This window comes from Cellulomonas sp. (assembly GCF_965229465.1).
Classification (GTDB): Bacteria; Actinomycetota; Actinomycetes; order Actinomycetales; family Cellulomonadaceae; genus Cellulomonas.
Map to the genome: position 1 here is coordinate 1,097,719 of NZ_OZ245882.1, position 26,602 is coordinate 1,124,320.

Below are 26,602 nucleotides of genomic sequence, written 5' to 3' on the forward strand. Positions count from 1 at the left end.
AAATCCTCAGCCTACTGAGGGCCCACGAGTCCGCCACCGCGCACGCTTGTCGAGCCTCTTCGGCCCGCGACCCGTCGATGGATGCACCCGGGGCGAACTTTCCGACCCGCAGGCATCGGTACGCTCGGTGACATGACATGGCTGGTCACCGGGGGTGCCGGGTACATCGGGTCGCACGTGGTGCGGGCGTTCGGGCAGGTCGGGCTGGAGACGGTGGTCCTCGACGACCTGTCCAGCGGGCACCGGGGGTTCGTCCCCGACGGAGTGCCGCTGGTCGAGGGGTCGATCCTCGACACCGACCTGGTGGCGGACACTCTGTCCCAGCACGGCATCGTCGGCGTCGTGCACCTGGCGGGCTTCAAGTACGCCGGAGTCTCGGTGGACCGCCCTCTGCACACCTACGAGCAGAACGTCACCGGCACCGCCCACCTGCTCGAGGCCATGGCCGCGCAGGGCGTCGACGCGATCGTGTTCTCGTCGTCCGCGGCCGTCTACGGCACCCCGGACGTCGACCTGGTCACCGAGACCACGGCCACCACTCCCGAGTCGCCCTATGGGGAGTCCAAGCTCATCGGCGAGTGGCTGCTGCACGACCAGGGCCGCGCCGTCGGCCTGCGCCACACGTCCCTGCGGTACTTCAACGTGGTCGGGTCGGCCACCCCGGACCTCTACGACACCAGCCCGCACAACCTCTTCCCGCTGGTGCTCGACGCGCTGGTGGAGGGCCGCACCCCGCGCATCAACGGCACCGACTACCCGACGCCGGACGGTACCTGCGTCCGCGACTACCTCCACGTGGCGGACCTGGCCGACTCCCACGTCGCCGCCGCCCAGGCGCTCGCAGCGGGCCGCGCCCTGGAGCCCGTCTACAACCTCGGCTCCGGCGACGGCGTCTCGGTCCGGGAGATCATGAACGCGATGGCCGAGGGCACCGGCATCCCGTTCGAGCCCGAGACCGCCCCGCGCCGCCCGGGAGACCCGGCACGCATCGTGGCCTCGGGCGAGCTGGCGGCCCGCGACCTCGACTGGACGATGCGCCACACGCTCCTGGACATGGTCACCAGCGCCTGGGAAGCCCGCCAGGCCCACTAGCCCAGGCTGTGAGGTTCAGAGCGCCTGGAGCCTCGGCAGCTGCTCGACGAGGGCCTCCAGCACCGACTCGTCGCCGGCGTAGATCCCGTCGGCGCGGGGCCAGTGCACCACCACGTCCGTGAACCCCAGCGCCGCGGCGCGCTCGATCCCCTCGGTCACCACCGCCGGCGAGGTCATCGAGAAGACCGGCGCACCATCCAGGCTGAGGTACCGGCGCAGCGGCGGCGCGCCCGCGGGCCTGGCGGAGTGCTCGATGGCGTCCAGCTGCTCGAGCATCGTCGCCAGACCGGTCCACCACTGCTCCTGCGCGGCTGAGGCCTCGGTCGGCACGTCCTCGGTCGCGTACGCCGGGCCGTAGGTGGCCCACCCCTGCCCGTACCGCGCGGCCAGCGTCATGGTGCGCGGCCCGTTGGCGGCGACGACGAACGGCGTGCGCGGCTGCGCGATCGTGCCGGGGATCATCCGCGCCTCGTCGGCCCGGTAGAACGCCCCCTGGTGCGACGTCACGGGCTGCGTCAGCAACGAGTCGAGCAGCCCGACGAACTCCTCGAACCGGCGGGTCCGCTCGCCGCGTGTCGGCGGGTCCCCGGTGACCGAGGCGTCGAACCCCTCACCGCCCGCCCCCAGGCCGAGCAGGAACCGACCGCCGCTCACGTCGTCGAGGCCCATCACGTCCTTGGCGAACGGGACCGGGTGCCGGAAGTTCGGCGACGCCACCCAGGTGCCCAGACCGATCCGCTCGGTGACCGCCGCGGCCGCGGCCAGCAGCGGCACCGTGGCGAACCACGGCTGGTCGACGAGCGTGCGCCACGCCAGGTGGTCGTACGTCCAGGCGTGGTCGAAGCCCCACTCCTCGACCTGCTCCCACTTGCGCCGAGCCGACGCCCACCGCTCCTGCGGCAGCAGCACGATCCCCACAGCAACCATGCGCCGACCCTATGCGTGCGCGTGGTGCTCGCGGCCCGTGGTGGACGGCGGTTCCAGCTGGAACGTGCAGTGGTCGACGTCGAAGTGGCCGGCCAGGCAGTGCCGCAGGTCGTCGAGCACGCGGCCGGCCTCCCCCCGGGACAGGAGGTCGTCGGGCACCTCGACGTGCGCGGACAGCACCGGTACGCCGGACGTGATGGTCCACGCGTGCAGGTCGTGCACGCCGAGCACGCCCGGGACGCCGCAGATGTGCGACCGGATCGCATCCAGGTCGACCCCGCGCGGGGTGGCCTCGAGCAGCACCGTGCCCACCTCGCGCAGCAGGGCGACGGCCCGCGGCACGATCATCAGGCCGATGAGCACGGACACGATCCCGTCGGCCCTCAGGAACCCGGTGGCCAGCACGACGACGGCGGCGACGACCACGGCCGCGGAACCCAGCAGGTCCCCGAGCACCTCGAGATAGGCGCCCCGGACGGTGAGCGACTCCTCCTGCCCGCGGCGCAGCAAGGCCAGCCCCACACCGTTCGCGGCGAGCCCGACGACCGCCACGGCGAGCATCAGCCCGGCCTCGACCTCACCGGGGTCCAGGATCCGCGCGATCCCGCCGACGATCACCCCGACCCCGACGGCCGCGATGACCAGCCCGTTCACCAGCGCCGCCAGGATCTCGGCGCGCTGCCAGCCGAACGTGCGGGCGGCCGTGGCGGGCCGGGCGGCCAGCGCGGTCGCACCGAGCGCCAGGCCCACCCCGGCGGCGTCGGTGAGCATGTGCCCGGCGTCGGCGATCAGCGCGAACGACCCGGAGAGCAGCCCGCCGACCACCTCGACCACCAGCACGACCAGCGTGAGGACGAGGACCGCGAGCAGCCTGCCGCGGTGAGCCTGCGCCGCGGTGGAGTGACCGTGCCCGTGGTCGTGTCCCACCGGTTCAGTCCCAGCCCAGCTCGTGCAGGCGGTCGTCGTCGATGCCGAAGTGGTGGGCGATCTCGTGCACCACCGTCACGGCCACCTCCTCGACGACCTCCGCGCGGTCGTCGCAGATGGCCAGCGTCGGCAGCCGGAAGATCGTGATCCGGTCGGGCAGCGCGCCGGCGGCCCAGAACTCGCCGCGCTCGGTCAGCGGGGTGCCCTCGTAGAGACCGAGCAGCTCGACCTCGCCCTCGGGTGCCTCGTCCTCGACCAGCACGACGACGTTGTCCATCATGGCCGCCAGCTCGTCGGGGATCTCGTCGAGGGCGTCGCGGACGGCATCCTCGAACTCGGCGAGCGACATGTCGACCATGGCACCATCCTGCCTGCTCATCGGGACGGGCCGAGGGGTGATGACCGCCACTGCCGCATCGCTTTGGAGTTCCGGCCGTCGAACCCGTATGCTCATCACCGGTCATCCGGCGCCTCGGCGTTGGGGGTTGGATGTTCGCGTTGGACAAGCCCCCATCGTCTAGCGGCCTAGGACCCCGCCCTTTCACGGCGGTAGCACGGGTTCGAATCCCGTTGGGGGTACGAGCACGACCAGCAGTTCAGCAGCACCGAGCAGTACGGCCTTGCAGCAGTTCAAGGCCCCGTAGCGCAGTTGGTTAGCGCGCCGCCCTGTCACGGCGGAGGTCGCGGGTTCAAGTCCCGTCGGGGTCGCTCGATACGCCCGGTCAGCAGTTCTGTGATGAGCAGAGACCGGGCCGCGTCGTTTCGGCCACTTAGCTCAGTTGGTAGAGCGTTCGACTGAAAATCGAAAGGTCGGCAGTTCGACCCTGCCAGTGGCCACATCACAGGAGCCCCGCCCGGATCTACCGGAGCGGGGCTTCGTCGTGCGCGCCGCGGCACAGCCGCCCGCCCCGGACTCCTAGGCTGGGACCACCGCACGCCGCACGAGGAGGACTCATGGCCAGCACGCCTGGCGCCGACCGACCCCGCAGCTTCTTCGACCGCTTCACGGAGCCTCTGGCGGACCGCGCCCGCGAGAAGTTCGAGCAGGTCGAGGACCACGTCCGCGAGGCCGTGCAGACGGAGATCGACGCGGTCACGCGCAGCGTCCGGGCGCGCGCGATCGAGGTGCGGCCCGCAGCGTTCGGGTTCGCGGCGGCCGCCCTGGTCAGCTTCTTCGGTCTCGCACTCCTCATCACGGCCGCCGTGCTGGGCCTCTCGCACGCGGTGGACGCCTGGCTCGCGGCCCTGCTCGTCGGCATCGCCCTGCTGCTCGTCGGAGCGGGCCTCGCCGCCTGGGCCCGGCGACGACTGCCCCCGGGGCCGGCCGTCTCGGTCGTCCGCATCCACGAGCCCGTGCACCCCGCCGAGGAGCAGGTCCACCCCTGGGCGGACTGAGACTGCCTCGCTGATCAGGGGCCTCTCCCCTCGCGTCACGCATCGCAGACCACCAGACTGGGTGCTCAACGGATGTGCAGACGAGAGGCCGTGCCCATGACCACCCAGTCGGGACCCCCGGGCGACGAGAAGTCGCTCGGCCAGTTGGTGTCCGAGATCAGCGAGCAGGCCGCGCGGCTCGTACGCGCGGAGATCGACCTCGCCAAGGCAGAGATCACCGGTCGGGCGCAGCAGCTCGGCATCGGCGCCGCTCTGGTGGCCGTGGGCGGCGTGCTCGCTCTCTACCTGCTCGCCGCCGGGATCGCGCTGACGGTCATCGTCCTGGACCTCTGGGTGGACCTCTGGCTCGCCATGCTCATCGTGTGCGTCCTGCTGCTCATCGTGATCGCGATCCTGGTGCTGGTCGGCATCAACCGGATCAAGGCCGGTTCGCCCCCCACCCCGGCCAAGGCGATCGAGGGCGTCCACGAAGACATCGCGACGGTCAAGGCAGGGTTCTCCGCATGAGCGACGAGTCGAAGCCCAAGGACGCCCCCAAGCCGTTCACCACGCCCGAGATGGAGGCGTTGGAGGCCGAGCTCGCGCTCACCCGCGCGCAGCTGGCGTCGAACGTCGACGAGCTGGTGGCGCGGCTCGACCCGCGCGCGCAGGCGGGCCGGGCGGTGGAGTCGGGGCGTCAGCTGTGGAGCGACGCGAAGAACAGCGACGCCGATCCGGCGGCGCGCAAGAAGGCGTTCGCCGTGCTGGGCGGGGCCGCGGCCGGCGCTGCCGCGCTGCTGGCGCTCATCGTGGCCGGGCGCCGCAAGAGCTGACGCGCGACGACGGCGTGGTGCGCTTCATCGCGACCCACGCCGTCGTCGTCCAGCGATGGCTCACCTCTCAGGGCGCGCCGACCGACGTCGACGGCCCCAGGGGGCAGGAACGGTGGGTCAGCCTTCAGAGGGGCGCTGCTGCGGGATCCCGTTGAGCAGGTCCCGCACCTCGGACTCGCGGTACCGGCGGTGGCCGCCCAGGGTGCGGATCGAGGACAGCTTGCCGGCCTTCGCCCACCGGGTGACGGTCTTGGGATCGACCCGGAACAGAGTCGCGACCTCCGAGGGAGTGAGCAGGGACTCGGAGTCTGTGGCGTGTGCGTTCATCTGCTGCCTCCTGGCGAGCGTGCGGCCTGCGTGACGACGGAGTCGGCAACAGGCCAGTTCAGGTGCGAGTGGTGCGGGTCCTGCGGGTGTGAAACGTTCTCGATCTGGTAAGGGTACGGGCTGAAGCCCCCAAACCTGACATCGCCCCACTAGCATGAACGAAAGCCTCAGACAGCGCGTTCCGGGACACGGTCCCGTAACGAACTTTCGCGGCGCTCTCATACACTTCTCATACTTCGCGGCCTTCTGCCGTACGAGCAGCCTAAACCCGACCAATCGGTCATACACGCTAGGACGCGCGGATCGTCCACCGGGCGCTGGACGCCGGTCCTGCTCCCGCCAGGTCACCGCCGGGGAGGACGTGACGCGCGTCGCCCGGGGCGAGTGGTCGGAATACCGAACGAGCATGTACCGTTGCCCCACGAAGAGACGATTCAGCACCCCGGGGCCGCACGTGTCAGCACGGAGCCGCCCCGCATCCACGTAAGAGGGGGTCGATGCCATGGGGCGCGGCCGTCAGAAGGCTAAGCAGACGAAGGTGGCCCGGGAGCTGAAGTACTTCAGCCCGGATACCAACTACCGAGCTCTCGAGCAGGAGCTCACGTCGCACGGCCACAACGATGTCGTCACCGACAACCGCCCTCGCGCGGTCGTGGAGACGGACACTGACGACGACAGCGACGAGTACCGACGCTGGTCGGACGACGATCGTTGACCGTTCGCATCACCTGCGCTGAGGCGTAGGCACGCACACGCACCGCACCATCCCTCGGGGTGGTGCGCGCGTGTGCGCACACGCGCCGTCAGACCCGGTACGCGCCCGTGAGCTGGACGGCTCCGCCGTGCACGCCCTTGGTGCCGGCGACGAATCCCGGCGCGCCCACCGCGTCGGTGCGCGGGTCGGCGTCCCGGACGGTGCCCAGCTCCCACGCCGGCAGCCCCAGCTCGCCCGCGTGCGCGAGCACTCCCGCCACGGCGTCGGCCGAGACGATCGCCACCATGCCCACGCCCAGGTTGAGCGTGCCCTCGAGGTCGGTCCACGGCACCTGACCCAGGCGCTGCACCAGCGAGAACACCGGCGGCAACGTCCAGCCGCCGCGGTCGATGTCCGCGACCAGCCCCTGCGGCAGCACGCGCGCGACGTTCGACGCGAGTCCCCCGCCGGTCACGTGGCTGAACGCGTGCAGACCGGCGACGCCCGCCCGCTCGGCCAGGGCCAGGCAGTCGCTCGCGTACACGCGGGTCGGCTCGAGGAGCTCCTCGCCGAGCGTGCGGCCCAGCTCGTCGACGTGGCGGTCCAGCGTCCAGCCGGCCACGGAGACCACCTTGCGGACCAGCGAGTAGCCGTTGGAGTGCAGCCCGCTCGAGCCGAGCGCGAGCAGCACGTCACCGGCACGCACCCGCTCCGGACCCAGCAGCCGGTCGGCCTCGACCACGCCCGTCGCGGCACCGGCCACGTCGTACTCGTCGGGACCCAGCAGGCCGGGGTGCTCGGCCGTCTCGCCGCCGACGAGGGCGGTCCCGGCCACCGAGCACGCCGCCGCGATGCCGCGCACGATGCCCGCGATCCGCTCGGGCACCACGCGGCCGCACGCGATGTAGTCGGTCATGAACAGGGGCGTCGCGCCGACCACGACGATGTCGTCCACGACCATGCCCACCAGGTCGAACCCGATGGTGTCGTGGATGTCCAGCGCCTGCGCGATGGCCACCTTGGTGCCGACGCCGTCGGTCGACGTCGCCAGCAGCGGCTTGCGGTAGGTGAGCAGGGCGCTGGCGTCGAACAAGCCGGCGAACCCGCCGACGCCGCCGAGCACCTGCGGGCCGTGCGTCGCGCGCACGGCGTCCTTCATCAGCTCCACGGCCTTGTCGCCGGCCTCCGTGTCCACACCGGCCGTGGCATAGGTGACCTGCGTGCCCTGCGGGGCGCTCACGGGTGGTCCAGCGCGCTCGCGCCACCGGCGCTCGGCACGATCGAGAGCAGACCGTCCTCGGGTGCGCCCAGCGGCAGCTCGCTCTGCTCGAGCAGGAACTTGCCGAGACGGTCCGCCGGCGGCAGCTCGATCGGGTACTGACCGGTGAAGCACGCGGCGCACAGCTGCGACGCGGGCTGCTCGGTGGCGGCGATCATGCCCTCCGGGGAGATGTAGCCGAGCGAGTCGGCGCCCAGCGACGCGGCGATCTCGTCGACCCCCAGGCCGTTGGCGATGAGCTCGGCGCGGGACGCGAAGTCGATGCCGTAGAAGCAGGGCCACTTGACCGGCGGCGAGCTGATCCGCACGTGCACCTCGGCCGCCCCGGCCTCCCGCAGCATCCGGATGAGCGCGCGCTGGGTGTTGCCGCGGACGATCGAGTCGTCCACGACCACCAGGCGCTTGCCGCGGATGACTTCCTTGAGCGGGTTGAGCTTGAGCCGGATGCCCAGCTGGCGCAGCGTCTGCGACGGCTGGATGAAGGTGCGCCCGACGTACGCGTTCTTGGTGAGCCCCTGGCCGAACGTGATGCCGGACTCGGCCGCGTACCCGACGGCCGCGGGCGTGCCGGACTCCGGGACGGGGATGACCAGGTCGGCCTCGACGGGGTGCTCGACGGCGAGGCGTCGGCCCATGGCCACGCGGGCGGCGTGCACCGACCGGCCGGCGATCGAGGTGTCCGGGCGGGCCAGGTAGACGTACTCGAAGACGCAGCCGGCGCGGTCGACCTTGGCGAACCGGCTGCTGCGCAGGCCGTCGGCGTCGATCGCGATGAACTCGCCGGGCTCGATCTCACGCACGAACGAGGCGCCGACGATGTCGAGCGCGGGCGTCTCGCTGGCCACGACCCAGCCGCGCTCGAGGCGGCCGAGCACCAGCGGACGCACGCCCTGCGCGTCGCGTGCGGCGTAGAGCGTGTGCTCGTCCATGAAGACCAGGCTGAACGCGCCGCGCAGGCGCGGGAGCACCTCGAGCGCGGTGGCCTCGAGGGTGTGGTCCGGGTCCCCCGCCAGGAGCGCGGTGATCAGCGCGGTGTCGGTGGTGTTGCCGCGGGCGAGCTCCCCGCGGCGCTGGCTGCCATAGCGCTCGGCGACGAGGTCCACCAGCTCGGCGGTGTTGGTGAGGTTGCCGTTGTGACCGAGGGCCACGGTGCCGGCGGCGGTAGGGCCGAGCGTCGGCTGCGCGTTCTCCCAGGTGCTGCCACCGGTGGTCGAGTAACGCGTGTGCCCGATGGCGATGTGCCCCTGGAGGGCGTTCAGCGCGGTCTCGTCGAACACCTGGGACACGAGGCCCATGTCCTTGTAGACGAGCAGCTGCTGGCCGTTGGAGGTGGCGATGCCCGCCGACTCCTGACCGCGGTGCTGCAGCGCGTACAGGCCGAAGTAGGTGAGCTTGGAGACCTCCTCACCGGGGGCCCACACACCGAAGACGCCACAAGCGTCCTGGGGGCCTTTTTCGTTGGGGAGGAGGTCGTGGTTCAGACGTCCGTCTGCGCGGGGGGCCACGTGCCTATGGTCGCACACGCCACCGGGCGTGCACGGAACGCGCTCAGCCCTCAGACGTCGGTGCGGACCGCCCGGCGGACGCTGCGCCGGTCGGCGAGCACGGCGAGCGCGCCGCCCACGAACCCGCCGAGCACGGCCCCCGCCACGGCCATCACCGTGCGCACCGCACCCTCGCCGTCGAGGAACGAGATGAAGCCGGAGCCGTCGGACACCCACGGCGCCGCGGGCCGGATGATCGCGACCAGGACGAGGGCGACGACGATGCCGACAAGGGCGCCCGCGGTGATGAACGCCCCGTACTTCGGCGCGTGGCGGACGGTGGCCGGCTCGGCGACCGCCGCGAGCTCCTGCTCCGAGGGGATCGGCACGCCGCGCGCGTCGACGACCGGCTCGGGGATCGCCGGGGGCACGTCGGGCTGGGGGTCGTCAGGCACCCCGTGATCTTAGGTCAGCGGGTCCGGGCCGCCTGCAGCGGGAGCCACTCGCGCAGGTCAGCGCGCTCCCCCGAGGCGCGGATCCGGCCGGTGCCGACGGCGTCGTCCCAGGTCAGCACGCCGGTGGCGAGCGCCAGCCACGTCTGGGCGTCGGTCTCCACGACGTTCGGCGGCGTGCCGCGGGTGTGACGAGGACCCTCCACCGCCTGCACCGCGCCGTCCGGGGGGACCCGCACCTCGACCGCGTTGCCCGGAGCCACCTCGGCCAGCTCCTCGAGCGTGAACCGCACCGCGGTGCGCCGGGCGGGCGTCGGGACGCCGGCCGGGTCGGCCCGCCAGACCGCGAGCGCGGCGCGACCGTCGGCGGGATCGGTGCGGCGGCGGGGAGGCATGGGGACGATTCTGCCTCCGGCGGCGCTAGCATCCTGTCCATGACCTCGACGACCTGGCGCTGGCTGCACTAGACGCAGCCCGCGGTCGTCCTTGCCCCCGAGCTGCTCACGCGGCGTCGGGGGCATCGCTGTCTCCGGGGCACGTGCGCGGCTCACGTCCCCCTGGAGGAGTCCTCATGACCCGCATGCTCACCGGCGAGCGCCCCACCGGCCCGCTGCACCTCGGCCACCTGTTCGGCACCGTGGCCAACCGCGTCCGGCTCCAGCAGTCCGGCGTCGAGACGTTCCTGGTGCTCGCCGACTACCAGGTGATCACCGACCGTGAGTCGCCGGGCGACATCGCAGGCAACGTGCGCGAGATCGTCCTCGACTACCTCGCCGCCGGCATCGACCCCGACGCCGCGACGATCTTCACGCACAGCGCGGTGCCCGCCCTGCACCAGCTGATGCTCCCGTTCCTCTCGCTGGTCAGCGCGGCGGAGCTGGAGCGGAACCCCACCGTGAAGCAGGAGCTCGCGGACTCCGGCAGGTCCCTGTCCGGTCTGCTGCTCACCTACCCGGTGCACCAGGCGGCGGACATCCTGTTCTGCCACGCGGACGTCGTGCCGGTGGGCAAGGACCAGCTGCCGCACCTGGAGCTCACGCGGACGATCGCGCGCCGGTTCACGTCGCGGTACGGACCCTGCTTCACGGAGCCCGAGGCGCTGCTGTCCGAGGCGCCGACCGTGCTGGGCACCGACGGCCGCAAGATGAGCAAGAGCAACGGGAACGGCATCGAGCTGCGGGCGACCGCCGACCAGACCGTCCGCGCGATCCGGTCCGCGAAGACCGACACGGACCGGCACATCACCTACGACCCGGCGTCGCGACCCGAGGTGGCCAACCTGCTCCTGCTGGCGTCGCTGTGCACGGGAGTCCCGCCGGAGGTGATCGCCGACGAGGTGGGCGGCCGGGGCGCGGGGCAGCTCAAGGCCGTCGTGGCCGACGCACTCGTGGAGCACCTGGCACCCCTGCGGGCTCGTCGTGCCCTGTTCGCGACCGAGCCCGGGCTGGTCGCGGAGATCCTCGCGGCCGGCAACGCCCACGCGAACGAGCTCGCGGACGCCACGATCCGCACCGTCCGCGAGCTCATGGGGATGGTCTACGCATGAGGTCAGTCGAACTCGCGATCGCCCCAGCCACTCAGCTGCCACGTCCCGGCCTCGTCGTCGCTCGTGATCTCCGGGCCGCCGTACGACATGCCCATCGACTCGACCGAGAGCCGGGCCGAGGCGCCCCCCTCGACCGTGACCTCGAAGACGACCTGGTGCAGCCCGGACGACCCCTCGTCCGGCACCGAGCCGACCTCGGGGGTGACGGTCACGCCGGTGCCCTCGGCGAGCAGCTGGACCGTGCCCCCACGGCCGCCGAGGCAGAGCACCACAGGAACCGGCGTGCCGAGGGGGTGCGGTTCCTCCGAGTACCCGTAGCCGGCGCCGAGCCCCGGGTCGCCGCGCGTGTACAGGTGATTGCAGTCGGCGGCGTCGTCATACGGGTCGGGGGGCTCGCCCGAGCAGCCGGCGACGAGGGCGACGGCGGCGACCAGCGCGACGGCGATCGGCTGTCTCATCCCCCGATCGTGCCCGGCGCCGTGCCGTGACTGCATCGATCTCGTCGCGCGTCACCCGGTCGCCGACGCACGAGGGCCCGCGGGGGACGCACCCCCGCGGGCCCTGGCGATCAGGCTCCTACCACTTCGCGTTGCGGGCCAGCTCCAGGGCGATGTCCTGGAACCACGCACCGGCGGACGGGCCGCCGTTGCAGGTGCCGTCGGACTCGCCGGGCAGCTTGACCCAGAGCAGGGCGTCGAGGCCCGAGCCGTCGTTGACCAGCGCCGGCTTGTCGCCGAGCGCCCGGCCGCGCGGGTTGCACCACTCGCCGTTGGAGCCGTTGCCGTTGCGCGAGGTGTCGATGACGAACTTCTTGCCGCCCAGCTGCTGCGAGATCTGCTGGCCGTACGTCTTCGACGCCGCGGTGGTCTGGTAGTTCGACGTGTTCAGCGCGAAGCCGACCGCGTACTCGAAGCCGATCTGGTTGAGGCGGCTCACCGCGGTGCTGACGGGCAGCCAGGACGAGTGGCCGGCGTCGATGTACACGCGGGCGCCCTTGAGGGTCAGCGACTTGGCGGCGTACTTGAGGAAGCCGACGCGGTCGCCCTGACCGGCGCAGTCGCCCAGCTGGGCGAGCGCGTCGGGCTCGAGGATCACGTACGGGTTGCCGGTGATCCCGGAGGCGACGGTGTCGATCCAGGTCGCGTACGCGCTCTCGGCGACGCCGCCGCCGGAGTACGAGCCGCAGTCGCGGCCGGGGATGGCGTAGACGACCAGCATCGGGGTCTTGCCTGCGGCCACCGCGCGGGCGGTGTAGTCGGCGACCTCGGCCTTGGCGTGCGCCGGGTCGGCCCAGTTGCCCACCCAGTAGGCCTGGGGCGTGAGCGCGATCTTGGCGAGCAGCGTCTTGTCGGTGCCGCTCGCCGACTGCCAGGCGCGGTAGCCCTGCGTGGTCGGGTCGACGTAGAAGCCGCTGGTCGGCTGCGGGGTCTGCGTCGGGGTCGGAGTAGGAGTCGGCGTGGGGGTCGGCGTGGGCGTCACGGTCACCGTCGGGGTCGGGGTGGGTGTGGGGGTCGTCGTCGGGGTGGGGGTCGTCGTCGGCGTCGTGCCGGTGCACAGGGTGCCGTTGACCGTGAACGTACCGGGGACGGGGTTGGAGCCGCTCCAGGAGCCGTTGAAGCCGAAGCTCGTCTTGGCGCCGGTGGCCAGCGAGCCGTTGTACGGCAGGCTCGCGACCGAGACCGCGGAGCCGCTGGTGCTCGCGGTGCCGTTCCACAGCTGCGTGATCTTCTGACCGCCCGTGAACGTCCATCCCACGGTCCAGGAGCTCACCGGGTCGCCCAGGTTGGTGACGGACACGTCGGCGCCGAAGCCGCTGCCCCACTGGTTGGTGATCCGGTACTCGACCTTGCAGCCGGTGGCGGCCTGCGCGGCGGTGGCGGCGGTGACGGCGGTCAGGCCGGCCACCGCGACGGCCGCGGCGGCGAGCAGCGCGGTGGCGGTTCTGCGGGTGGGCATGGATCTCCTCGGGACGACGACGGGCCAGTTCGGGTCCGGGGTGGCTGCCGTCCTCGTCGACGACGCCGCACCCCGGTCCCGACGAGGAAACCTGACGACCCATCGCCCTGGCGAGCGCACGGCACGATCCGAAACGATTAGGTCCTGGATTGGGCTCGTCGATGCGCTTCCGCGGGCACCTCAGCCGCGGGGTCGGCCCGGCCCGTGCATCCCCCGCTGGTACTCCTTGGTGATCTTCTTCCACCGGTCCCGCTCCTCGGCGCGCGCCCGGACGTCCGAGCGCCGGGCCTGGTACGCGGCCTCCTTGGCCAGTCGACGCCAGCTGTCGAACCTGCGCTCCGGCAGCTCCCCGCTGTCCAGCGCCTCCTGGATCGCGCAGCCCGGCTCCCCCGCGTGGTGGCAGTCCGCGAACCGGCACGCCGCCGCCAGCTCCGCGACGTCCGCGAACGTGGTGTCGAGCGCGTCGGCGTCCGCCACCAGACCGACCCCGCGGATGCCCGGGGTGTCGATGAGCATCGCGCCACCCGCCAGCGGGACCAGCTCGCGGTGCGTGGTGGTGTGCCGGCCGCGCCCGTCGGCCCGTCGCTCGCCCGTCTCCATGACGTCGTAGCCGGCCAGCGCGTTGACCAGCGTCGACTTGCCCGCGCCGGACGGCCCGACGGCAACCAGGGTGGCGCCCGGCACCAGGAGCGCGCGCAGGGCGTCGAGGCCCTGGTCGGTGGGGACACTGACCGTGTGCACGTCGACCGCGAGGGCCACCGCGGCGACCTCGGCGGTCATACCCTCGGGGTCGGGAACCAGGTCCGCCTTGGTGAGCACGACCACGGGCTGTGCACCGGACCGCCACGCCAGGGTGAGCAGCCGCTCGATGCGGCCGAGGTCCGGATCGGGCTCCAGGTGCTCGACCACGAGGACGACGTCGATGTTCGCCGCGAGGGCCTGCACCCGGGAGGTGGCGCCGGCGGTGTCCCGGACCAGGGCGGTCGTGCGGGGCTGCAGGACGGTGGTGGTCTCGTCGACGCGCAGCCAGTCTCCGACCGTCGGGGCGAGCCGGTCCCCGTCGTCCGTGGCGACCAGACCGTCCCGGTCCAGCGTCACGCGTCGGGGCTCGTGGGCACCGTCGAGACCGTCCGCGGGCAGCACCAGGACCGCGCCCTTGTCGGCACGGACCACGCGGAACAGATCAGCTGGCACATCTCGACGGTAGGAGCCGGTCCGGCCCACGCACCACGGAAATACCCGCGGCAACCCCCGCCTCGGGCGTCGAGAACAACCTGAGTGGCGATCTCCGGGTCGAGAACGCCACCCAGGTTGTTCTCGCGCAAGCCGACGTCGTCGCGCCCGCGCTGCCGGCTGTCAGCCGAACCAGTGCGGGAGGGTCGCCTCGTGGGCCTCGCGGGCCTCCGCGAGGGGCAGGGTGAACAGGCCCTGGACCTCGACGGCCGGGCCGTGCACGTGGTCGGTCTCGTCGACCGGGGTGCCGGCGCCCGGCGAGCACGACTCCGCGGTCTCGCCCAGCCGCAGGGTGGGGACGCCGCGCGCGGTGCACAGGTCGACCAGGCGGACCTCCTCCGAGCGCGGGACCGCGACGAGCACGCGGGCGGTCGACTCCGAGAACAGGGCCTCGAACGGCGTGACCCCGTCGCGCTCGCAGATCGGGTCCAGAGCGACCTGGACCCCGACGCCGTAGCGCAGGCTCGACTCGATGAGCGCCTGGATCAGCCCGCCCTCCGACAGGTCGTGGGCGGCATCCACCAGGTCGTCGCGGCTCGCGTGCGTGAGGACCGCGGCGAGCCGGCGCTCGGCGTCCAGGTCCACCGCGGGCGGGAGGCCGCCGAGGTGGCCGTGCACCACGTCGGCCCAGGCGGAGCCGTCGAGCTCGGGTCGGGTGGTGCCCAGCAGGTAGACGGCCTGGCCGGGGGCGGTCCAGCCGGACGGGGTGGCGTCGGCGACGTCGTCGAGCACGCCGAGCACGCCCACCACCGGGGTCGGGTGGATGGCGGAGTCGATCAGGCCGGGCTCGCCGGTGCCGTTGTAGAGCGACACGTTGCCGCCGGTGACAGGGACCTCGAGCACCTGGCACGCGTCGGCCAGGCCTCGGATGGCCTCGACCAGCTGCCACATGGAGTCCGGGTGCTCGGGGCTGCCGAAGTTCAGGCAGTCGGTCACGGCCAGCGGGCGGGCGCCCGTCGTCGCGACGTTCCGGTACGCCTCCGCGAGAGCCAGCTGCGCGCCGGTGTACGGGTCCAGCTTGGCGTACCGACCGTTGGCGTCGGTGGCCAGCGCGACGCCGAGCCCGGTGGACTCGTCGACCCGGATCACCCCGGAGTCGTCGGGCTGCGCGAGCGCGGTGTTGCCCTGCACGAAGCGGTCGTACTGGTTGGTCACCCACGCCTTGGAGGCCAGGTTGGGGCTGGCCAGCAGGCGGAGGGCGGTCGCGCGGATCTCCGCGTTGGTCGACGGCTTCGCCAGAGCGGCAGTCGTGTCGGCGTTGAGCGCGTCCTGCCACGACGGACGGGCGTAGGGGCGGTCGTAGACCGGGCCCTCGTGCGCGACGGTCTTCGGGTCCACGTCGACGATCCGCAGACCGTGGTGGTCGATCGTGAGGCGGCCCGTGCCGGTGACCTCGCCGATCACGGCCGTCTCGACGTCCCACTTGCCGGTGATGGCCAGGAACTCGTCGAGCTGGTCGGGCCGGACCACGGCCATCATGCGCTCCTGCGACTCCGACATGAGGATCTCGCCGGCGGTCAGCGTGGGGTCGCGCAGCAGCACGTTCTCCAGGTCGACGTGCATGCCGCCGTCGCCGTTGGAGGCCAGCTCGCTGGTGGCGCAGGAGATGCCCGCGGCGCCGAGGTCCTGGATGCCCTCGACCACACGCGCGGCGTAGAGCTCGAGGCAGCACTCGATGAGCACCTTCTCCATGAACGGGTCGCCCACCTGCACCGACGGACGCTTGGAGGGCTTGGTGTCGTCGAACGTCTCGCTCGCCAGGATGGACGCGCCACCGATGCCGTCGCCGCCCGTGCGCGCACCGAACAGGACGATCTTGTTGCCCGTCCCGGACGCGTTGGCCAGGTGGATGTCCTCGTGCCGCAGGACGCCCAGGCACAGGGCGTTGACCAGCGGGTTGCCCTGGTAGGAGGCGTCGAACACCAGCTCGCCGCCGATGTTGGGCAGGCCGAGGGAGTTGCCGTATCCACCGACACCGGCCACGACGCCGTGCACCACGCGAGCGGTGTCGGGGTGGTCGACGGCGCCGAAGCGCAGCTGGTCCATGACGGCGACCGGGCGCGCGCCCATCGAGATGATGTCCCGCACGATGCCGCCGACGCCCGTGGCCGCGCCCTGGTACGGCTCGACGTAGGACGGGTGGTTGTGCGACTCGACCTTGAACGTGACCGCCCAGCCGTCACCGATGTCGACGACGCCGGCGTTCTCGCCGATGCCGACCAGCAGGTGCTCCTTCATGGCCGGCGTGGTCTTGTCGCCGAACTGGCGCAGGTGGTTCTTGCTCGACTTGTACGAGCAGTGCTCCGACCACATGACCGAGTACATGGCCAGCTCGGCGGCCGTGGGGCGACGGTCGAGGATGTCGCGGATCCGCTGGTACTCGTCCGGCTTGAGGCCCAGCTCCGCGAACGGCTGCTCCTGGTCCGGGGTCGCGGCGGCGACGTCGACGGTGTCGGTCTGGGGGGCGCGCGCAGGTGCGGTGGTCATCGATTCCCTCGGTGGAGACCCGTGGCTCGGCGGCGCGCGTGCCCGGTGGCGCGAGCAGGCCCGGCCGACGTCGGCAGACGCGCACAGGATACCGGCGGCAGGCGGGGAGCCGGACCCGCGTCCGCCCGTCCGAGTTGCACGACTCGTCCTGGTGTGTGACGGTCCTCACATGAAAGCGCTTCCTACGGACCCGGGCTCGGTGACGATCTACGACGTCGCCGCACGTGCCGGCGTCGGGATCGCCACCGTCTCGCGCGCCCTGCGCGGATCGGCGCCCGTGTCCGACGCGACCCGGGCCAAGGTGCTCGCCGCCGTGGCGGAGCTCGGCTTCCGCCCCAGCCACGCCGGCACCTCGCTCGCCGCCCGCACGCACGCCGCCAACGGCATCGTGTTCCCGGACCTGTCCGGCCCGTACTACGCCGAGGTGCTGCTCGGGTACGAGGAGACCGCCTCGCGGCTCGGCCGCAGCGTGCTGGTCCTGGCCACCCACGGCCGGGAGGACCCCGAGTCCTCCGTGCGCGACCTGGCCCGCCGCGTCGACGGCCTCGTCCTGCTCGGCCGCACGGTCCCGGACCACGTGATCGAGGAGCTGAGCGCCTTCGGCCTGCCGGTCGTGGTCGTGGCCCGGCCCGAGGTCGGCGCCGTCGACTCCATCCGTGCGGACGGGCTCACCGCCGCGCGCGCCCTCGGCGAGCACCTCGCCGGGCACGGGTTCCGCCGGATCGCGTTCCTCGGCTCACCCGAGGAGTCGCCCGACGTCGCCGAGCGGTGGCGCGGGGTCCGCGAGGGCCTCGGCAAGCACGGCATCGAGCCCACCGTGACGCCGTGCCTGTTCGACGAGGCATCCGGCACGCGCGTCGCGGCGGCGCTGCTCGCAGGCCCGGAGCGTCCCGACGCCCTGGTCTGCGCCAACGACGAGATCGCCCTCGGAGCGATCGTCGCGGCGGAGGCGGTCGGCCTGCGGGTCGGCGTCGACGTCGCAGTCACCGGCTGGGACGACGTCATGGCCGCGCGCCACGCCCGCCCCGCCCTCACCACCGTCCGCCAGCCGATGCGCACGCTCGGGTCACTCGCCGCCGAGGTGCTCGACCAGCGCATCACAGGACACCGCACGACGCCGCGGCACGAGTCGCTCGCCACCGACCTGGTGGTCCGCGACAGCTGCGGCACGCACCCCTGACAGACCCCACGAGGGGCTGTCCAGGTTCGAGGAGGAACCATCATGAGGAGATCCACGCGCGTCAGCGTCGCCGCGCTGGCCGTCACGGCGTTCGCCCTGACCGCCTGCGGCCGGAGCGACACCCCCGAGGAGGCCGCCACGGCCGAGGCGGTCGCCACCGGGGACGTCAGCGGCACGGTCACCGTCTGGGCCATGGGGACGGAGGGGCAGGCGCTCGGCGAGTTCGCCGCGGCGTTCACGAAGGAGAACCCGGACGTCACCATCGATGTCACGGCCATCCCCTGGAACGCCGCCCACGACAAGATCGCGACGGCGATCGCGGCCGACGAGACCCCGGACGTCTCGATGATCGGCACCACCTGGATGGGCGAGTTCGCCACCAGCGGCGGGCTCGACCCCACACCGCCGGACCTCATCGACGAGTCGACGTTCTTCCCCGGCGCCTGGGGCTCCACCGAGGTGGGCGGCACGTCCTACGCGGTCCCCTGGTATGTCGAGACGCGCGTGCTCTACGTCGACACCGCGCTGGCGGAGCAGGCCGGCGTCTCGCCGACCCCCGCCACGTGGGAGGACCTGATGGCGACGTCGAAGGGCATGCAGGCCGCCGGCGCCCAGTGGGGCATCACGCTCCAGGCCGGCCAGACGGGCGCGTGGCAGACGTTCCTGCCGTTCGCGTGGCAGGCGGGCGCGGAGATCATGAACGAGGAGCAGACGGAGTTCACGTTCGACAGCCCCGAGTTCGTCAAGGCGCTCACCTACTACCAGTCGTTCTTCACCGACGGCGTCGCGCCCAAGGAGCTTCCGGAGGGCACGCTCGAGTCCGACTTCGTCGCCGGCAAGATCGGCGCGTTCCAGTCCGGCCCGTGGCACATCGGTCTCCTCAACGAGACCGGCGGCGAGGGCTTCGTCGACAGCGTGACGCTCGCGCCGCTGCCCGCCGACGAGAAGCAGGCGTCGTTCATCGGCGGCAGCAACCTCGCCGTGTTCAAGAGCGCGGAGAACCGCGACGCCGCCTGGAAGTTCGTCCAGTGGCTCAGTCAGCCCGAGGTCCAGGCCGACTGGTACGCGACGACGAGCGACCTGCCGTCGGTGCAGTCCGCCTGGGAGCAGGGTGACCTGGCCGACGACGCCGCGCTCGCCGTGTTCGGCGAGCAGATGACCACCGCCCAGGCGCCCCCGTCGGTCCCGACGTGGGAGCAGGTCGCGAACGTCATCGACACCGAGCTGGAGAAGGTCTGCAAGACCGGCATGGACCCGCAGGAGGCCGCCACGGCCATCCAGCAGCAGGCCGAGTCGATCGGCACGGGGCTCTGAGGTCATGTCCACGACCCTGACCTCCGGGTCGGGCGTGCGGAACCCGGGGGCGGCCGAGCAGGCCGCCCCCCGGATCCGGCGTTCGTCCCCGATGCACCGTCGGCGCAGCATCGCCGCGTGGGGGATGGCGGCACCGTTCGTGCTGTTCTTCCTCGTGTTCACCGCGTGGCCGGTGGTGTCGTCGCTCTTCATGAGCGTCACCGACATCAAGAGCCGCGACCTGCAGAACCCGTTCTCCGTGAACCTCGTCGGGTTCGAGAACTTCTCCACCGTGCTCACGGACCCGCTCTTCCAGAAGGCCGCGCTCAACACGCTCTACTTCGTCGTCGTCGGGGTGCCGCTGACGATCCTGATCGCCCTTGCCATCGCGATCGCCCTGAACACCGGCATCACCAAGCTGTCCGGGTTCTTCCGCGTCGGCTACTACCTGCCGGTGGTCACCTCGATCGTGGCCGTGGCCGTGGTGTGGCGGTTCCTGCTCCAGCCGGAGAACGGGCTGATCAACGAGGTGCTCGGCTGGTTCGGCATCCAGGGTCCCGACTGGCTCGGCAGCACGACGTGGGCCATGCCGTCGCTGATCGCGATGTCGGTGTGGCGCTCGCTGGGCACGCTCGTCGTCATCTTCCTGGCCGGCCTCCAGTCGGTGCCCAAGGCCCTGCACGAGGCCAGCGCGCTCGACGGCGCCAACGCCTGGCAGCGGCTGCGCAACATCACCCTGCCGACGCTGCGCCCGACCATGCTGTTCGCCGGCGTCATCACGGGCATCGGGTTCCTCCAGTTCTTCGAGGAGCCGTTCGTGATGACCCAGGGCGGGCCGCTGAGCAGCACGCTGTCGGTGGCGTACCTGATCTACAACACCTTCGGGTTCGGCAACTACGGCGTCGCCGCGGCCATGAGCTACGTGCTGTTCGCCGCCGTCGTCCTGCTGACCGTCATCCAGTTCAAGGTGCTGGGCGAGCGGGACGACGCCACCGGGCGACGCCGACGCTGGTTCCGCCGGACGGGGGGTGCGGCATGACCGCCACCGCCACCGCCACCGCCACCGCCACCGCGACCAAGCCCCGCGGCACGGAGGGTTCGCACCTCGGCGAGCCGCAGGCACGACCGTGGATCTACGCCGTGCTGGGCATCGGGCTCCTGCTCGTCGTCACCCCGTTCGTGTGGATGCTGCTCGGGTCGTTCAAGTCCGAGGGCGAGCTGCGCGCCAACCCGCCCACGTGGTGGCCGCAGGCGCCGACGCTGGACAACTTCCGCGAGCTGTTCACGCGCCTCGACTTCCCGCAGTTCTTCACCAACTCGATCGTCGTCGCCCTCGCCGTGACGCTCGGCAACCTGGTGTTCTGCTCGATGCTCGGGTACGCGTTCGCCAAGATCGACTTCTGGGGGCGCACCTGGCTGTTCCGCCTGGTGCTGGCCACGCTGATGATCCCCGGGATGGTCACGCTGGTCCCGCTGTTCGTGCTGGTCAGCAACCTGGGAATGGTCAACACCTACTTCGGGCTGATCCTGCCGTTCCTGGCCGGACCCTTCGGGGTGTTCCTCATGCGGCAGTTCATGCAGGGGATCCCCGACGAGCTGATCGACGCCGCCCGCGTGGACGGCGCCGGAGAGCTGCGGATCTTCGCGCGTGTGGTCCTGCCGCTGTGCAGGCCGGCGCTCGCCACGCTCGCGATCCTCACGTTCCTGGGCTCCTGGAACAACTTCCTGTGGCCGCTGGTGGTCGCCAGCACCGAGGACATGTACACGCTGCCCGTGGCGCTCGCGCTCTACAGCGTCGGGCAGAACGCGACCCAGTACGGCCTGCTGCTGGCCGGCTCCGTGGTCGTCGTCGTCCCCGTGCTGATCGTCTTCCTCGCGCTCCAGCGCCACTTCGTCCAGGGGCTGGCGACCACCGGCCTCAAGACCTGACCTCCGAGAAGGGCTCACTGATGAGACTCCGACCTCTCGCGGCCGCAGCAGCGGCTGCCGCACTCCTGCTCACCGGTGCCACGACCGCCTCCGCCGGCGGACGCCACCACGACGACGACCTCGGCCTGACCCGCCACGACCGCGCGGACCTGCACCGGTGGGGTGTCGACACGTGGACCTCGTTCGTCGCCATGACGGACGAGACCACGGGCCTGCCCGCCGACAACATCGACGCGTCGCTCGATCCCGCCACGCGGTCCGGCTACACCTCGCCGACGAACATCGGTGCGTACCTGTGGTCGACGGTCTCCGCGGAGGAGCTCGGGATCATCGGCAAGCGCGAGGCCCGCGCACGCCTGAAGCAGACGCTGACGACGATCGCGACGATGGAGCGCCACGAGCCCAGCGGCATGTTCTACAACTGGTACGACGAGGCCACCGGCGCCAAGCTCACGCAGTTCCCGAACGGCGAGACGATCTACCCGTTCCTGTCGAGCGTGGACAACGGGTGGTTCGCCGCCGCGCTCATGGTGGTCGCCACCGCCGAGCCGTCGCTGCGCAGGCAGGCCAACGCGCTCCTGGAGCCGATGAACTTCGCGGCGTTCTACGACGCGAACCAGTTCGGCGGCACCAAGCCCGGCCTCATGCGCGGCGGCTTCTGGGCGGCCCCGCCGCCGCAGGCGACCGATCCCGGGACGGTCGCGGGTTCGCCGGTGTACTTCACCAAGAACCACTACGACATCACCAACTCCGAGCCGCGGATCGCCAGCTACATCGGCATCGCCCGCGGCCAGATCCCGCCCGCGCACTACTTCGCGACCGCCCGCACGTTCCCGGCCAGCTGCGACTGGTCGTGGCTGGAGCAACGCCCGGTCGGCGTGACCCGGACGTACGAGGGCATCGACGTGTTCGAGGGCGCGTTCACCTACCGCGGCATGCACATCGTGCCCACGTGGGGCGGCGACATGTTCGAGGAGCTCATGCCCGACCTGTTCGTCCCGGAGTCGGAGTGGGCGCCGAAGAGCTGGGGCGTCAACCACCCGCTCGCGGTGCGTGCGCACATCGAGCACGGTCTGGTCGAGGCCGGGTACGGCTACTGGGGCTTCTCCCCCGCCAGCGACCCGTTCGCGAGCTACGACGTCTACGGGGTCGACGCGATCGGCATGAACCCCGAGGGGTACCCGTCCGACCGCGAGAAGACGAACGTCGACGCCGGCTACGACGGCTGCCGTCCGGCCACCAACCCGACGCCGACGTTCGGCGACGGCGTCGTCACGCCGCACGCCTCGTTCCTCGCGCTGCCGTACGCGCCCCGCGAGGCCGTCGACAACCTGCGCAAGATCGAGACGGTCCTCGGCGCGTACGGCGAGGGCGGGTTCTACGACGCGGTCGCGGTGCGCACCAACACGCAGGCCAAGCGCTACCTCTCGCTCGACCAGGGCATGGTGCTGGGCTCGCTGGGCAACGTGCTCGGCGGGGGCATCCTGCACGACTCCTTCGGCACCCGTCAGGTGGAGAAGGTCCTGCGCCCGCTCATCGGCCAGGAGGAGTTCGGCGCGGGGGTCGTCAAGTGACCGACGCGCGCGCGGACTGGGAGGACCGGATCGGTCGGCGCTCCGACACCGCGGCGGCCGGGGCGATCCCCGTCCTGGCCCCACCGGCCGGGCTGTACGCGGCGCCCGGCGTCGGCCAGGTGTCCCTGCACTGGGAACCGGTGCAGGGCGCGGTCGGCTACCAGGTGATCCGGGACGGGGTCCCGCTGGACCACCACGGCGGTGACGTCCTCGCGGTGCCGCACGGGCCGTACGCGGACACCACCGGCGAGCCCGGCGTCCCGCACCGGTACACGGTGGCCACCGTGACCGACGTCGACGTGACGGGTCCGGGGGGTGCCGAGGTGCTCGCGGCCTCGCTGCCCGTGGGTGATCCCGCCGTGGTGGAGGTGCTCGTGGACCTCGACACCGTGGTCCGGGAGCTGCCCCGGCCCTGGCGGCCGATGATCGGCTCGGAGCACCTCAGCCTGCTGCTCAGCGACGAGTCGGTCGGCGGGCAGAGCATCTCCGCCGACCTGACGAGCGCGCTGCGCGCGGCGCACGACGAGCTCGGGGTCGCCACCGTCCGGGCGCACGCGATCCTGTGCGACGACCTCGGCGTGTATCGCGAGGTCGACGGGGAGCCGGTGCACGACTTCACCGGTGTCGACGCCACCTACGACGCGCTGCTCGCCCTGGGCCTGCGGCCGGTGGTCGAGCTGTCGTACATGCCGCGCGACCTGGCGTCGGACCCGGACGTGACCGTGTTCGGGTACGCCGCGATCGTGTCCCCGCCCAAGGACTGGGAACGCTGGGGCGCGCTGGTCACCGACCTCGTGGGTCACCTGATCCAGCGCTACGGGTTGGACGAGGTGCGCGAGCACTGGTCGTTCGAGGTGTGGAACGAGCCCAACCTCGAGGTGTTCTGGTCGGGCACGCGCGAGGAGTTCTGGCGCCTGTACGACGTGACCGTGAACGCCGTGCGCGCGGTCGACGACCGGCTGGTCGTGGGCGGTCCGTCGACCGCGGCCGCCGGCTGGGTGGACGGGCTGCTCGAGCACGTCGCCGGGTCCGGGTCACCGGTCGACTTCGTCTCGACGCACACCTACGGCAACGCGCCGCTGGACCTGCGGGCGACGCTCGCGCGGCACGGTCGCGAGGACGCCGGGATCTGGTGGACCGAGTGGGGCGTGAGCCCGACGCACTTCGGCAACGCCAACGACGGGGTGTTCTCCGCGGCGTTCCTGGTCCGCGGCATGCGCTCGGCAGCGGGCCGGATCGACGCCCTGTCCTACTGGGTGGTCTCCGACCAGTTCGAGGAGCTGGGCCGTCCGCCGCGGCTGCTGCACGGCGGGTTCGGGCTGCGCACGGTCGGGGAGCTGCGCAAGCCGCGCTGGTGGGCCCTGTGGCTGCTGGAGCAGCTCGGGTCCGACGAGGTCGCGGCGACCCTGACCGGCGACGGGGCGGACAGCCTGGTCGAGGCGTGGGCGTCGCGAGACGACGACAGGATCGCGATCGCGCTCTGGAACGGGACGCTCGACCAGGGGAAGGTCGACGGGTCCGCCGCGCTGGACCGGACGGTGCACCTGGCGCTCGACGGGCTGCCGCCGGGGTCCTGGACGGTGCGAGAGTCGCGGGTCGACGCGGACCACTCGAACATCGCGGCCCTGTGGTCGTCGATGTCCGACGGCGCCGACTGGCCGACCGACGACCAGTGGGCGACCCTGCGGGCGGCCGACCGGCTGGCCGTGACCGAGCGGCCGCTGGACGGCTCCTCGATCGACGTCCAGCTGCCCAACCCGTCGATCGTGCTGGTCGAGCTGGTCCGCGTGTGAGCTCGTGGTGGCGCAGCGCCGTCGTCTACCAGGTGTACGTCCGCTCGTTCCTGGACGGCGACGGCGACGGCGTCGGTGACCTGGCCGGTCTGACCGCCGGGCTCGACGCCGTCGCCCGCCTGGGTGTCGACGGCCTCTGGCTCACGCCGGTGTACCGGTCCCCGCAGGCCGACCACGGGTACGACGTGGCGGACCACCGCGACATCGACCCCCTGTTCGGGGACCTCCCGGCGTTCGACGCGTTCGTGACGGCCGCGCACGACCGCGGCCTGCGGGTGATGATGGACCTGGTGCCCAACCACGTGTCCGACCAGCACCCGTGGTTCGTCGCGGCCCGGGCGGGCGGTCCGGAGCGGGACCTGTTCCACGTGCGGTCGCAGCCGAACGGGTGGCGGTCGATGTTCGGCGGTTCGGCGTGGTCCCCGCTGCCCGACGGCGCCTGGTACCTGCACCTGTTCGCGCCCGAGCAGCCCGACCTCAACTGGGCGCACCCGAGGGTGGAGGAGGACTTCGCCGAGACGCTCCGCTTCTGGGTGTCCCGCGGGGTCGACGGGTTCCGCGTGGACGTGGCGGGCGGGCTGGCCAAGGAGTCCTCGTACGCCGAGGTGCGCCGCGGCGCCGACCACCCGCACTGGGACCGGGCCGAGGTGCACGAGATCTACCGGTCGTGGCGCCGCGTGCTCGGTCCGGACATCGCCGCTGTCGCCGAGGCGTGGGGGCCGCCCGAGCGCACCGCCGCGTTCGCCCGGGCCGACGAGCTGGGCCAGGCCTTCGCGTTCGACATCCTGCGCACCCCCTGGTCCGCGGCGGCTCTGCGTCGGACCGTCGACGCGCAGCTGGTCGCCCACCGCGCGGTCGGGGCGCTGCCCGCCTGGGTGGTCGGCAACCACGACATCGCCCGCGCCGCCACGCGCCTCGGACCGGACCGCGCGCTGGCCCTGCACCTGTTCCTGCTCGCGCTGCCGGGCGCCTTCTTCCTGTACGCCGGCGACGAGCTGGGCCTGCCCGACGCCGACGTGCCGCCGGACCGGTGGCAGGACCCCCAGTCCCTGCGGTCCGGCGGCCGGCTGCCCAACCGCGACGGCGCCCGGGTGCCGCTGCCCTGGACGTCGGGCGACACCCTCGGGTTCACGACGGGCGAGCCGTGGCTGCCGATCCCCGCGGCGTGGGCCGGGCACGCCCGGGACCGGCAGGAGGCCGACCCGTCCTCGACCTGGTCGGTGCTCCACCGGGCGCTCTCCGCACGGTCGACGCTGTGGACCACCGAGGACCTGACCTGGGAGGACGCGCGGCCGGGCGTGCTGGTCGGCCGACGCGGCGCCGCGCGCGTGGTGCTCAACGCGTCCTCCCGGCCGTGGCGCCTGCCCGGCGGTGGCGCAGTGGTCGTCCGGAGCGGTCCGAGCGAGGATCCGACGATCGTCACCCCGTCGGAGTGTGTCTGGCTGAGCGACGGGCAGGTACCTTTCCGAGGGTGAGCGGACGGGGGGCAGCGGCGGGCGTGCTGCTCGCGCTCGTGCTCGCGGGCTGCACCCCGAGCCACGCCGGGCCGCAGCCGGAGACGTCCACACCCACGCCGACCCTCTCCCCCACCCCGGCCGCGGACCCCGACGACCCCGCGGTCGTCCGGGCGACCGGCATCCCCGTCCCGTCCGGCGCCGTGACGCTCCTGGTGTCCGCGCCCGCGCTCGAGGTGACGACGGAGGCCGACGGGTCCACCCGCGCGACCGCCCACGGCGACGCCCTGGTCGCCGCACCGGCGGGCATGTCGCTGACGGTCCTCTCCGACGGCTCGGGCGTGGTCCGGGACGGCGCGGGGACGTTCGTCGCCGGGTTCACCGCCGAACCGTGGGCGGCGCGCCTCACGCAGGTCGGCCCCGAGGTGGCCCGGCTCGCCGGAGCCGCCGACGACTCCGGGTCCGCGGGCATCTGGTTCACGGCGGCCGCCGTGGTCAGCGCGGTGTGGGGCGAGGCGGAGGGCGGTCGCTCGCTCGCGGTCACACCGAGCGGATGGGCCCGCACCGGGAGCCTGGCGGCGCAGGAGGGGTTGTGGGCGCAGGTCGTCGCCCAGGCACCGGAGGCCGACAGCCCCGGGATGCAGGCGCAGCTGGAGTGCCACGAGCTGGGCGCACCGGACAAGGCCACCTGGAACCTGGAGCCGTGGCGCCCCGACGTGAGCGCGGTCGAGATGATCCGGTCGCGCTGCAACCCGAGCTGACCTCCCG

General features: G+C 72.4%; 26 protein-coding genes and 3 tRNA genes. 17 read left to right on the forward strand and 12 right to left on the reverse strand.

Annotated elements, in window-relative coordinates; translation table 11 throughout:
• Window positions 1-132: 132 nt before the first annotated feature.
• Window positions 133-1,092, forward strand: a complete 960-nt coding sequence (gene galE, locus ACO06A_RS05205; protein ID WP_421734982.1) for a UDP-glucose 4-epimerase GalE — start codon at window positions 133-135, stop codon at window positions 1,090-1,092.
• A gap of 15 nt (window positions 1,093-1,107) precedes the next feature.
• Here galE and ACO06A_RS05210 read toward each other — a convergent pair whose 3' ends face one another.
• Genes ACO06A_RS05210 through ACO06A_RS05220 form a run of 3 tightly spaced genes read right to left on the reverse strand, consistent with a single transcriptional unit; the run spans window position 1,108 to window position 3,304 of the window.
• Entirely contained in the window at window positions 1,108-2,019 is a 912-nt protein-coding gene (locus ACO06A_RS05210; RefSeq protein WP_421734983.1) for an LLM class flavin-dependent oxidoreductase, read from the reverse strand.
• Window positions 2,020-2,028: 9 nt separating this feature from the next.
• A complete protein-coding gene (locus tag ACO06A_RS05215; protein WP_421734984.1) occupies window positions 2,029-2,946 on the reverse strand; it encodes a cation diffusion facilitator family transporter in 918 nt (305 codons plus the stop codon).
• A 4-nt stretch (window positions 2,947-2,950) separates the two neighbouring features.
• Window positions 2,951-3,304, reverse strand: coding sequence for a metallopeptidase family protein (locus ACO06A_RS05220; protein ID WP_421734985.1), 354 nt, complete (start codon window positions 3,302-3,304; stop codon window positions 2,951-2,953).
• A gap of 148 nt (window positions 3,305-3,452) precedes the next feature.
• On the opposite strand from ACO06A_RS05220, the gene ACO06A_RS05225 reads away from it, so the two are divergent.
• From ACO06A_RS05225 to ACO06A_RS05250, 6 genes are all read left to right on the forward strand, one after another.
• A tRNA-Glu gene (locus tag ACO06A_RS05225) sits at window positions 3,453-3,525 on the forward strand.
• A 55-nt stretch (window positions 3,526-3,580) separates the two neighbouring features.
• Window positions 3,581-3,654: transfer RNA gene (locus ACO06A_RS05230), tRNA-Asp, on the forward strand.
• A 56-nt stretch (window positions 3,655-3,710) separates the two neighbouring features.
• A tRNA-Phe gene (locus tag ACO06A_RS05235) sits at window positions 3,711-3,783 on the forward strand.
• A 117-nt stretch (window positions 3,784-3,900) separates the two neighbouring features.
• Window positions 3,901-4,341, forward strand: coding sequence for a phage holin family protein (locus ACO06A_RS05240; RefSeq protein WP_421734986.1), 441 nt, complete (start codon window positions 3,901-3,903; stop codon window positions 4,339-4,341).
• A gap of 96 nt (window positions 4,342-4,437) precedes the next feature.
• Window positions 4,438-4,848, forward strand: coding sequence for a phage holin family protein (locus ACO06A_RS05245; RefSeq protein ID WP_421734987.1), 411 nt, complete (start codon window positions 4,438-4,440; stop codon window positions 4,846-4,848).
• A complete protein-coding gene (locus tag ACO06A_RS05250; RefSeq protein WP_421734988.1) occupies window positions 4,845-5,153 on the forward strand; it encodes a DUF3618 domain-containing protein in 309 nt (102 codons plus the stop codon). Before ACO06A_RS05245 ends, ACO06A_RS05250 begins: the two co-directional genes overlap by 4 nt.
• Window positions 5,154-5,270: 117 nt before the next feature.
• On the opposite strand, the gene ACO06A_RS05255 is transcribed toward ACO06A_RS05250, so the two are convergent.
• Entirely contained in the window at window positions 5,271-5,480 is a 210-nt protein-coding gene (locus ACO06A_RS05255) for a BldC family transcriptional regulator (protein ID WP_175346240.1), read from the reverse strand.
• 502 nt (window positions 5,481-5,982) lie between these two features.
• Between ACO06A_RS05255 and ACO06A_RS05260 the strand changes: the two genes are divergently transcribed.
• Window positions 5,983-6,195 carry a DUF3073 domain-containing protein gene (locus tag ACO06A_RS05260; protein WP_175346241.1) on the forward strand — a complete coding sequence of 71 codons (213 nt, stop codon included), beginning with the start codon at window positions 5,983-5,985 and terminating at the stop codon, window positions 6,193-6,195.
• 88 nt (window positions 6,196-6,283) lie between these two features.
• Here the strand turns inward: ACO06A_RS05260 and purM are convergent, their stop codons facing one another.
• Genes purM through ACO06A_RS05280 form a run of 4 tightly spaced genes read right to left on the reverse strand, consistent with a single transcriptional unit; the run spans window position 6,284 to window position 9,784 of the window.
• Entirely contained in the window at window positions 6,284-7,414 is a 1,131-nt protein-coding gene (gene purM / locus ACO06A_RS05265; RefSeq protein WP_421734989.1) for a phosphoribosylformylglycinamidine cyclo-ligase, read from the reverse strand.
• On the reverse strand, window positions 7,411-8,958 hold the full coding sequence (gene purF, locus ACO06A_RS05270; RefSeq protein WP_421734990.1) for an amidophosphoribosyltransferase: 1,548 nt from the start codon (window positions 8,956-8,958) through the stop codon (window positions 7,411-7,413). The genes purM and purF overlap by 4 nt, the downstream gene beginning before the upstream one ends.
• A 50-nt stretch (window positions 8,959-9,008) precedes the next feature.
• Window positions 9,009-9,392: a histidine kinase gene (locus tag ACO06A_RS05275; protein WP_421734991.1), complete on the reverse strand. Its 384-nt coding sequence runs from the start codon at window positions 9,390-9,392 to the stop codon at window positions 9,009-9,011.
• A gap of 14 nt (window positions 9,393-9,406) precedes the next feature.
• Entirely contained in the window at window positions 9,407-9,784 is a 378-nt protein-coding gene (locus ACO06A_RS05280) for a sterol carrier family protein (protein ID WP_421734992.1), read from the reverse strand.
• Between the two features lie 176 nt (window positions 9,785-9,960).
• Between ACO06A_RS05280 and trpS the strand changes: the two genes are divergently transcribed.
• A complete protein-coding gene (gene trpS / locus ACO06A_RS05285; protein WP_421734993.1) occupies window positions 9,961-10,935 on the forward strand; it encodes a tryptophan--tRNA ligase in 975 nt (324 codons plus the stop codon).
• 2 nt (window positions 10,936-10,937) lie between these two features.
• Here trpS and ACO06A_RS05290 read toward each other — a convergent pair whose 3' ends face one another.
• From ACO06A_RS05290 to purL, 4 genes are all read right to left on the reverse strand, one after another.
• Entirely contained in the window at window positions 10,938-11,393 is a 456-nt protein-coding gene (locus ACO06A_RS05290; RefSeq protein ID WP_421734994.1) for a hypothetical protein, read from the reverse strand.
• A gap of 118 nt (window positions 11,394-11,511) precedes the next feature.
• Window positions 11,512-12,891, reverse strand: a complete 1,380-nt coding sequence (locus tag ACO06A_RS05295) for a glycoside hydrolase family 6 protein (RefSeq protein WP_421734995.1) — start codon at window positions 12,889-12,891, stop codon at window positions 11,512-11,514.
• 180 nt (window positions 12,892-13,071) lie between these two features.
• Complete coding sequence (gene rsgA, locus ACO06A_RS05300; protein WP_421734996.1) at window positions 13,072-14,085, reverse strand: ribosome small subunit-dependent GTPase A; 1,014 nt, start codon at window positions 14,083-14,085, stop codon at window positions 13,072-13,074.
• Between the two features lie 162 nt (window positions 14,086-14,247).
• Window positions 14,248-16,611, reverse strand: coding sequence for a phosphoribosylformylglycinamidine synthase subunit PurL (gene purL / locus ACO06A_RS05305; RefSeq protein WP_421734997.1), 2,364 nt, complete (start codon window positions 16,609-16,611; stop codon window positions 14,248-14,250).
• 169 nt (window positions 16,612-16,780) lie between these two features.
• Here purL and ACO06A_RS05310 point away from each other — a divergent pair, with 169 nt between their 5' ends.
• The 8 genes from ACO06A_RS05310 to ACO06A_RS05345 are packed head-to-tail and all read left to right on the forward strand — an operon-like array spanning window position 16,781 to window position 26,595.
• Window positions 16,781-17,791: a LacI family DNA-binding transcriptional regulator gene (locus ACO06A_RS05310; protein WP_421734998.1), complete on the forward strand. Its 1,011-nt coding sequence runs from the start codon at window positions 16,781-16,783 to the stop codon at window positions 17,789-17,791.
• Window positions 17,792-17,833: 42 nt separating this feature from the next.
• Window positions 17,834-19,105, forward strand: coding sequence for a sugar ABC transporter substrate-binding protein (locus tag ACO06A_RS05315; protein ID WP_421734999.1), 1,272 nt, complete (start codon window positions 17,834-17,836; stop codon window positions 19,103-19,105).
• Window positions 19,106-19,109: 4 nt separating this feature from the next.
• A complete protein-coding gene (locus ACO06A_RS05320) occupies window positions 19,110-20,123 on the forward strand; it encodes a carbohydrate ABC transporter permease (RefSeq protein WP_421735000.1) in 1,014 nt (337 codons plus the stop codon).
• Complete coding sequence (locus tag ACO06A_RS05325; protein WP_421735001.1) at window positions 20,120-21,013, forward strand: carbohydrate ABC transporter permease; 894 nt, start codon at window positions 20,120-20,122, stop codon at window positions 21,011-21,013. The genes ACO06A_RS05320 and ACO06A_RS05325 overlap by 4 nt, the downstream gene beginning before the upstream one ends.
• A gap of 20 nt (window positions 21,014-21,033) precedes the next feature.
• Window positions 21,034-22,587 carry a glucoamylase family protein gene (locus tag ACO06A_RS05330; RefSeq protein WP_421735002.1) on the forward strand — a complete coding sequence of 518 codons (1,554 nt, stop codon included), beginning with the start codon at window positions 21,034-21,036 and terminating at the stop codon, window positions 22,585-22,587.
• The gene (locus tag ACO06A_RS05335) at window positions 22,584-24,380 is read left to right on the forward strand and encodes a GH39 family glycosyl hydrolase (protein ID WP_421735003.1); all 1,797 of its coding nucleotides are present in this window, start codon (window positions 22,584-22,586) and stop codon (window positions 24,378-24,380) included. The genes ACO06A_RS05330 and ACO06A_RS05335 overlap by 4 nt, the downstream gene beginning before the upstream one ends.
• Entirely contained in the window at window positions 24,377-25,855 is a 1,479-nt protein-coding gene (locus ACO06A_RS05340) for an alpha-amylase family glycosyl hydrolase (protein WP_421735004.1), read from the forward strand. The genes ACO06A_RS05335 and ACO06A_RS05340 overlap by 4 nt, the downstream gene beginning before the upstream one ends.
• Window positions 25,852-26,595 (forward strand): DUF2599 domain-containing protein, encoded by a 744-nt coding sequence (locus tag ACO06A_RS05345; protein WP_421735005.1) that lies wholly within the window; start codon window positions 25,852-25,854, stop codon window positions 26,593-26,595. The genes ACO06A_RS05340 and ACO06A_RS05345 overlap by 4 nt, the downstream gene beginning before the upstream one ends.
• Window positions 26,596-26,602 lie beyond the last annotated feature (7 nt).

Coding starts and splice junctions, on each gene's coding strand:
- galE (WP_421734982.1), top strand. CDS start 133: ATGACATGGCTGGTCACCGGGGGTGCCGGGTACATCGGGTCGCACGTG.
- ACO06A_RS05210 (WP_421734983.1), bottom strand. CDS start 2,019: ATGGTTGCTGTGGGGATCGTGCTGCTGCCGCAGGAGCGGTGGGCGTCG.
- ACO06A_RS05220 (WP_421734985.1), bottom strand. CDS start 3,304: ATGGTCGACATGTCGCTCGCCGAGTTCGAGGATGCCGTCCGCGACGCC.
- ACO06A_RS05240 (WP_421734986.1), top strand. CDS start 3,901: ATGGCCAGCACGCCTGGCGCCGACCGACCCCGCAGCTTCTTCGACCGC.
- ACO06A_RS05245 (WP_421734987.1), top strand. CDS start 4,438: ATGACCACCCAGTCGGGACCCCCGGGCGACGAGAAGTCGCTCGGCCAG.
- ACO06A_RS05250 (WP_421734988.1), top strand. CDS start 4,845: ATGAGCGACGAGTCGAAGCCCAAGGACGCCCCCAAGCCGTTCACCACG.
- ACO06A_RS05255 (WP_175346240.1), bottom strand. CDS start 5,480: ATGAACGCACACGCCACAGACTCCGAGTCCCTGCTCACTCCCTCGGAG.
- ACO06A_RS05260 (WP_175346241.1), top strand. CDS start 5,983: ATGGGGCGCGGCCGTCAGAAGGCTAAGCAGACGAAGGTGGCCCGGGAG.
- ACO06A_RS05280 (WP_421734992.1), bottom strand. CDS start 9,784: ATGCCTCCCCGCCGCCGCACCGATCCCGCCGACGGTCGCGCCGCGCTC.
- trpS (WP_421734993.1), top strand. CDS start 9,961: ATGACCCGCATGCTCACCGGCGAGCGCCCCACCGGCCCGCTGCACCTC.
- ACO06A_RS05290 (WP_421734994.1), bottom strand. CDS start 11,393: ATGAGACAGCCGATCGCCGTCGCGCTGGTCGCCGCCGTCGCCCTCGTC.
- ACO06A_RS05295 (WP_421734995.1), bottom strand. CDS start 12,891: ATGCCCACCCGCAGAACCGCCACCGCGCTGCTCGCCGCCGCGGCCGTC.
- purL (WP_421734997.1), bottom strand. CDS start 16,611: ATGACCACCGCACCTGCGCGCGCCCCCCAGACCGACACCGTCGACGTC.
- ACO06A_RS05310 (WP_421734998.1), top strand. CDS start 16,781: ATGAAAGCGCTTCCTACGGACCCGGGCTCGGTGACGATCTACGACGTC.
- ACO06A_RS05315 (WP_421734999.1), top strand. CDS start 17,834: ATGAGGAGATCCACGCGCGTCAGCGTCGCCGCGCTGGCCGTCACGGCG.
- ACO06A_RS05320 (WP_421735000.1), top strand. CDS start 19,110: ATGTCCACGACCCTGACCTCCGGGTCGGGCGTGCGGAACCCGGGGGCG.
- ACO06A_RS05325 (WP_421735001.1), top strand. CDS start 20,120: ATGACCGCCACCGCCACCGCCACCGCCACCGCCACCGCGACCAAGCCC.
- ACO06A_RS05330 (WP_421735002.1), top strand. CDS start 21,034: ATGAGACTCCGACCTCTCGCGGCCGCAGCAGCGGCTGCCGCACTCCTG.